We start from the raw sequence: 6,127 nt of genomic DNA on the forward strand, positions 1-6,127 counted from the left end.
TTCGGGGGTTCCCCCCGAATAAAAAAACGACAAGACAGCGCGACAAGACACAATCGGTGGCGGTAATAGAACGAAGCTAGTATTCTTAACCCGAACTGATGTTATTTATCTACAATTGGAACGCTAAATTCGCTTATTCTGAAACCAAGCCTGTAATTGTTGACGACAAGTAGATTCCAAGATGCCGCCAATGACAGTTAACTTATGATTGGAAGCCGCACTGTCTGGAATATTTAACACCGTCCGCACGCTCCCCGTCTTAGCATCATCAGCCCCATATACCAACAACCCCAGCCGCGCCGCAACGATCGCCCCAGCACACATCGGACAGGGTTCGAGCGTCACATATAGCGTACAGCGATCGAGATGCCAACTATTTAGATCTGCTCCCGCCGCTCGAATCGCCACAATTTCCGCATGAGCTGTCGGATCGCGATCGCGTTCGCGGCGATTTTCACCCTCAGCAATTATCTCACCTTCAGGGCCGATGATTATCGCCCCAACAGGCACCTCGCCCGCATTTCCCGCCTGAGTAGCCAACTCGATCGATCGTCCCATCCAGCGTTGATGTACCTGGAAATCTATATTCATCGCCAGCGAGAAGAAGTTAAAGGTGAGGACATGGCGGCTCTCCAGCAGTTATGGTGATAAGCAAGACTTATTGAAAGGGGAAAGGGGTTTTGATGGCACGAGCGATTGATGTTTAAGTAAGCTATTTCCCCAAAATAGCAGGAGAGCCAACATGGCTAACAACTTGCTAATGAAATCACTTATGCCATTACCATCCCACCATCGACATTAAAGGTTTGCCCAGTAATATATGCCGCCGCTGGATCTGCGGCTAAAAATCTCACCATTCCGGCAACTTCTTCGGGTTGTCCGTATCTACCCAGGGGGATGAATTGTAAAATCCCTTCCGCTTTGAGATCGTTTGTCATATCTGTGGCGATAAAACCCGGTGCTACCGCATTGACAGTAATTCCCCGCGTGGACAATTCCTTGGCTACTGTCTTGGTGAAGCCGATTACCCCAGCTTTGGACGCACTGTAGTTTGCTTGCCCTGGATTGCCCATTTGTCCTGCGACTGAGGCGATATTGATAATTCTGCCGGACTTTTGTTTGAGCATGATTTTGCTCACCGCGCGGGTGCAGGAAAATACGCCCGTGAGATTGGTATCGATGACAGCTTGCCAATCCTCGATCTTCATCCGCAATAGCAGCGTATCGCGGGTAATTCCGGCATTATTAACCAAGACATCGATGCGTCCCCATTTGTCCATCACGGTACTGACGAGTGCATCGATTTGGTCGGCTTTGGAGACATCAGCCCCAATCGCTATCGCTTCACCACCACTACCGACGATTTGAGCCACTAATTCATCCGCAGCACCACTAGAACTAGCATAATTAACGGCTACTTTAGCGCCCACGCTGGCTAATTCTAACGCGATCGCACGACCGATTCCTCGGGATGCACCCGTCACGATCGCGACTTTTCCGGCTAATAAATCAGACATTCTCAACTTCTCCATCTACACAAATGTCGATCTTACGCGATCGAGCGCTCATTAATTATCAATTATCAATTATTAATTATCAATTATTTACTGCTTACCACCAACCGACGACGAAGCGAGTCGCTACGTCGTTTAGCTGTTTCATTTTCGGGTTCTAATGCCAAGGCTTGTTCGTAAATATCTAAAGCTTGAGATGGGAGTTTCTTTTGTTCGTACGCATGTCCGAGATTATTCATCGCCATCACATACTCTGGTTCGAGCTTGATTGCTTCTTTGTACTGACGAATTGCTAAATCGTACTGTTCTTGTCCAAAATAAGCATAACCGAGAGCATTGTATATTGGAGACATTTCTGGACTCGATCCATCTTCCAGCTTGATAGCTTTTTTGAACATCATAATGGCTTGGATAAACATTCTTTTCTCCAGATAAATACTACCTAATTCGTAATATTCTGGAATCGTGCCGCGCTCACTTTTGAGTTTCTTTTCTAGTTTGTTGAGTGCGTTTTCAATTTTCTGAGTCTTCAAAATTTGTCTGAGGATAGCAACAGCCGCCACACTCAATAGGAGCAAGAAGGCACCCAGGTAAACTACGAGTAAATTTTTGTCTGAAAAGTCCATTGGTAAGCAGTGGGTAGTAACTAATAAAAGCAGTGGCTAGGGGCGATTGGCTCCTCGATCCACGAGGTACTCAATACCTGACTATCTATGATAACTTGAGAGCCAACTTATATGTCTTAGGCTTGATAACAATTAACTAGGGAATAGTGGATAGTGAATAGTGGATAGTGGATAGTGGATAGTGGATAGAGAGTTTTAATGCAAGTCTCCCAGTCCCCAAGTCTCCCCGTCTGTCTTGAAAAGGTGCTCTACTTGGGGAAACCCCAAGATCGCACTTTTCGCTCCCCGTCCCCCAGTCTCCCAGTCCTCTACTGCAATCCCCAATACTGAATCCGCTGTCCAAGCCAGCCGTCGGCTTGCCAACGTTCGATCGAGCGATCGACTAATTGCCGCAATGGATCGTATTGTAATCCTTTAGGGATGACAATGCCCAAGGCTTCGATCGATAATTTGTCGGGTAATAGACGATAATTTGGCGCGGTTTTGCTCCAGCCGATGAGGAGGCTCCGATCTGCGGCGATGGCGACAACTTTGCCACTAGCGAGCAATTGTTGGGCTTGGCGATAGCTATCGACACCGACTAATTTAGCTGTAGGGATGAAATATTGGACGGCAGAGATCGTGGTGGAGTTATTGAGTACTGCGACTTTTTTACCAGCTAAATCGCTACTTCTAGTAATGTTCGGTCGATTGGTAATTATTGCCGTACCATCGAGATAATAACGCCGACTAAAATCAACTACTCGCGATCGAGTTGTGGTAATTGTGACTCTGGCAATTGTCAAATCTACAGTACCATCGATCGCGACTTTGAGCCGATCTTGATTAGTAACTGGTACTAGTTTAACTGCATCGGGATTATTAAATATTTCGGTAGCTAATTTACGGGCGATATCGATTTCCAAGCCCTGTAAATTTCCCGATCGATCTCGAAAACCTAATGGTGGTGAGTTATCTTTGACTGCAACGATTAATTGCCTACGTTGCTGAATTTCTTTGAGCGTTCCCGCTTGAGCCGATCGGGAAAGATCGATACTCGCGATCGATAATAACATGAAAAATAAAGATTTGAATCGATGTGATTTAGCTTTATTTTTCATGCCTAATTAGTAGATATTTGTAGGCTGGATCGAGCGAATGTGAAACCCAACTCTTACCACCATTGATGGGATAGTTGGGTTTCGTTCCTCTACCCAACCTACAGTCTGTATTAGGCTATTGTGCTGCGGCTGCGGCGAGTTTGACTACTTGCTCGAAACTTGCGGGATCGAGGATCGCGATTTGCGCGAGCATCTTGCGATTGAGTTGGATGTCAGCTTTTTTCATGTTGCCGATCAATTGGCTGTAGCTCATGCCATGTTGACGAGAAGCTGCATTGATCCGGGCGATCCATAAACGACGAAAATCGCGTTTTTTCTTCTTACGATCGCGATAGGCATTCCGTAATGCCTTCATTACTTGTTGGTTAGCAATCCGATAGAGTTTCGAGTGAGAACCTCTAAAGCCCTTTGCTAACTTGAGAATTTTGTTGCGGTGCTTCCGCGCCACGTTACCGCGCTTTACCCGAGTCATAGTTTAAATTAGGTGATTTGGTGATTAAAATTGCTCTACGGCATTATCGATCGCGATTTACGATCTCAGTCCTCAAGCTACCAGTTGTGATTTACTGCACTTATCCAGGTGGACAGTTACAAGTAAGGGAGCATCCCGCGTACTCTGAGTACATCAGTCTCGTCAACGGCAGTTGCCTTGGATAGGCTCCGACGACGATCGGCATTTTTGTGTTCGAGCAGGTGGCTTTTAAACGCCTTACGACGCATGATTTTACCAGTGCCACTAGCGCGAAAACGCTTCGCTGCTGCTTTGCGGCTTTTGAGTTTCGGCATTGGAGTAAATATGTTTAGACACAATTTATTATTGTACTCGATCGATCCCATAAATAGATAGGTGTTAGGCTTTGGGCTTTAGGCTTTAGGGACGGAGCGTGTTCCCCTTTCTTGCCCTAATACCTAAAGCCCAAAGCCTAATACCTATTCCCTATTCCCCATTACCTGAGTAAAAGCGACCTTCGCCGCAGCTTGTTCGGCGGCTTTCTTTGATTGTCCCGTACCTGTGCCCAGATGTCGATCGCGGAACCAGACTTCGGCGATAAAGCGTTTGAACCTGTCGAGTTTGAGCGGATCTTCGTAGACACGGTATTCTGGTAACGCTTTATAGTGCGCTTGCGTCCACTCTTGGAGCGCATCCTTATAGTTTTGACGCGCGGGATCTTGGAGAATTTCGGTTGCTAGTTGCTGAAAATGCGGATCTAACCAGGGACGGACTAACTTTAGATTATTAGTTGTCAGATACAGCGCGGCGAGTACCGCCTCAAACGCGTCAGCCAGCCGCGACACTCGCCCAGAAGGATCGCCCACCGCCGAAGCAGCTAGAGTCAGATAGCGATCGAATCCGTATCCATCAGCGAGTTGCGCCAAAATGCGATCGCTCACCAATACCTTCCGAATCGCCGAAAAATCACCCACCGACTTATCGGGATAAGTTTCCCACAAAAATTCGGATGCCGCCAACCGGACGACTGAATCACCGATGAATTCTAACTGCTCGTAATTGGGCACTCCCACTGTCGGATGCGTCAAGGCAATATCCAACAGCGCCCAATCGATCTGTGTATCTCCTGGCAATCCCAACCGAATCATTAATTTTCCTAATTCCTGTTGTCGCCGTGGGTGCATCAGTATTTTTACTCGCTCAAAAAATGGAGAAAAGAGTCGGAAGTAAGCCGGGTTCTGTTATCTCTTGCGAGACGGTGGTTATCTATCTGGGTAGTTTGTTACCAAGTACCTCAAGCGGATCTAAACGGAACAGGGAAAAAACCAACCATTGCCCCTGCCTTGCTTCCAACCGGGGTTTACCGAGCCAGTACCTCTCGATACTGCTGGTGCGCTCTTACCGCACCTTTGCACCCTTACCGCAGGTAGTGGATAGTGGACAGTGAATAGTGGATAGAAAAAACTATTCACTATTCACTATTCACTATCCACTTCCCGTGGCGGTATTTTTCTGTGGCACTATCCTCACGATCGCTCGCACTGGGAATTACCCAGCAAGTTTGGTCTTTGGGAAGCCCGGACTTTCCTCGAATTCGACTAGCAAACTCGCAACCACCTCACCGACTCTTTTCTCAATTCCTTATTGTACAGGGTCGTTGTCGGTAGGGGGTAGATGGTAGAGATCGAACAAAAGTATCACTTCTACCAAAAATATCCCGATCGAACTTGGGTGCGCTGTTCGCTGGAGTTGTGTTCTAGTGTATATTCGCGGGTAATTGCGCCGCGCTCTCGTAAATTTGTTACTTCAGTTTCGGCAACTTCGGTATCTGTCGATAATAAGATTACTTGTTGACTGGCTGCGGGAAAATAGCGTTCGATTAGATTGGTACGGTGGGAGGAATCCAATCTTCCTAACGGGGTATCGATCGCGATCGGTAATTGTCGTCCCGATACGCGTGCCAACCCCCATAATAAGGCGATCGCGAGCAGTTGTTTTTCCCCGGCGGAGAGGCGGTTTTTTGGTAACAATTTACCTTCGCGATCGTGGAGCGTTAGGGCGAAGGTGCTGCTATCGATCGTTACGCGTTGGACGAGTTCGGATTTGTGTAGTAAATAGCGAAAACATTCGGTAACTTCGTTTTCGAGTTTGTTAATTTTCTTGAGAGTAAGCTTGACTTTAAATACTTCTAATGTTGCTTTAACTTTAGCGATCGAATCGATAATATGTCGATCGTTTTTTAGGCTGATATTAGTTTCGGTATAAGTTGCTAATTCTTGTCTGGTTTTGGTAATAACTCGGTCGAGTTCTTGATGGCGGCGTTCGCTGGTAATTTTATCGGCTTTGAGTTGGGATACTAGTTCGCGAGCGGTACTTTCTTGGGCTTTGAGGCGGATGTATTCTTCTGGCGATGCGGCTTCAGCAATTTGGCGATCG

Annotated in this window: 8 protein-coding genes and 1 other RNA gene; all 9 read right to left on the reverse strand. The window is 46.9% G+C overall.

Going from position 1 to position 6,127, the window contains the following annotated elements; translation table 11 throughout:
• Positions 1-123 precede the first annotated feature (123 nt).
• On the reverse strand, positions 124-591 hold the full coding sequence (tadA, locus tag RMO52_RS12500; RefSeq protein WP_309744438.1) for a tRNA adenosine(34) deaminase TadA: 468 nt from the start codon (positions 589-591) through the stop codon (positions 124-126).
• A 179-nt stretch (positions 592-770) separates the two neighbouring features.
• Positions 771-1,517: a 3-oxoacyl-[acyl-carrier-protein] reductase gene (gene fabG, locus RMO52_RS12505; protein ID WP_309744436.1), complete on the reverse strand. Its 747-nt coding sequence runs from the start codon at positions 1,515-1,517 to the stop codon at positions 771-773.
• Positions 1,518-1,600: 83 nt separating this feature from the next.
• Complete coding sequence (locus RMO52_RS12510) at positions 1,601-2,140, reverse strand: tetratricopeptide repeat protein (RefSeq protein WP_309744434.1); 540 nt, start codon at positions 2,138-2,140, stop codon at positions 1,601-1,603.
• Between the two features lie 308 nt (positions 2,141-2,448).
• The gene (locus RMO52_RS12515; RefSeq protein ID WP_310414614.1) at positions 2,449-3,240 is read right to left on the reverse strand and encodes a transporter substrate-binding domain-containing protein; all 792 of its coding nucleotides are present in this window, start codon (positions 3,238-3,240) and stop codon (positions 2,449-2,451) included.
• 115 nt (positions 3,241-3,355) lie between these two features.
• Positions 3,356-3,712, reverse strand: coding sequence for a 50S ribosomal protein L20 (gene rplT, locus RMO52_RS12520; RefSeq protein WP_309744430.1), 357 nt, complete (start codon positions 3,710-3,712; stop codon positions 3,356-3,358).
• A gap of 116 nt (positions 3,713-3,828) precedes the next feature.
• Positions 3,829-4,026 (reverse strand): 50S ribosomal protein L35, encoded by a 198-nt coding sequence (rpmI, locus tag RMO52_RS12525; RefSeq protein ID WP_295615932.1) that lies wholly within the window; start codon positions 4,024-4,026, stop codon positions 3,829-3,831.
• 144 nt (positions 4,027-4,170) lie between these two features.
• Positions 4,171-4,875, reverse strand: a complete 705-nt coding sequence (gene rnc, locus RMO52_RS12530) for a ribonuclease III (RefSeq protein ID WP_396134963.1) — start codon at positions 4,873-4,875, stop codon at positions 4,171-4,173.
• Positions 4,876-4,903: 28 nt separating this feature from the next.
• An RNA gene (gene rnpB, locus RMO52_RS12535) (RNase P RNA component class A) lies at positions 4,904-5,320 on the reverse strand.
• Between the two features lie 74 nt (positions 5,321-5,394).
• Positions 5,395-6,127: DNA sulfur modification protein DndD (gene dndD / locus RMO52_RS12540; protein WP_310414615.1), on the reverse strand; the 733-nt coding region annotated here is incomplete at its 5' end.

The organism is Chamaesiphon sp. OTE_8_metabat_110 (assembly GCF_031382685.1).
Lineage (GTDB): Bacteria > Cyanobacteriota > Cyanobacteriia > Cyanobacteriales > Chamaesiphonaceae > Chamaesiphon.

Excerpts from the sequence above, each read along its gene's own strand:
- fabG (WP_309744436.1), bottom strand. The coding sequence starts at position 1,517 with ATGTCTGATTTATTAGCCGGAAAAGTCGCGATCGTGACGGGTGCATCC.
- tadA (WP_309744438.1), bottom strand. The coding sequence starts at position 591 with ATGAATATAGATTTCCAGGTACATCAACGCTGGATGGGACGATCGATC.
- rpmI (WP_295615932.1), bottom strand. The coding sequence starts at position 4,026 with ATGCCGAAACTCAAAAGCCGCAAAGCAGCAGCGAAGCGTTTTCGCGCT.
- RMO52_RS12510 (WP_309744434.1), bottom strand. The coding sequence starts at position 2,140 with ATGGACTTTTCAGACAAAAATTTACTCGTAGTTTACCTGGGTGCCTTC.
- rplT (WP_309744430.1), bottom strand. The coding sequence starts at position 3,712 with ATGACTCGGGTAAAGCGCGGTAACGTGGCGCGGAAGCACCGCAACAAA.
- rnc (WP_396134963.1), bottom strand. The coding sequence starts at position 4,875 with ATGCACCCACGGCGACAACAGGAATTAGGAAAATTAATGATTCGGTTG.
- RMO52_RS12515 (WP_310414614.1), bottom strand. The coding sequence starts at position 3,240 with ATGAAAAATAAAGCTAAATCACATCGATTCAAATCTTTATTTTTCATG.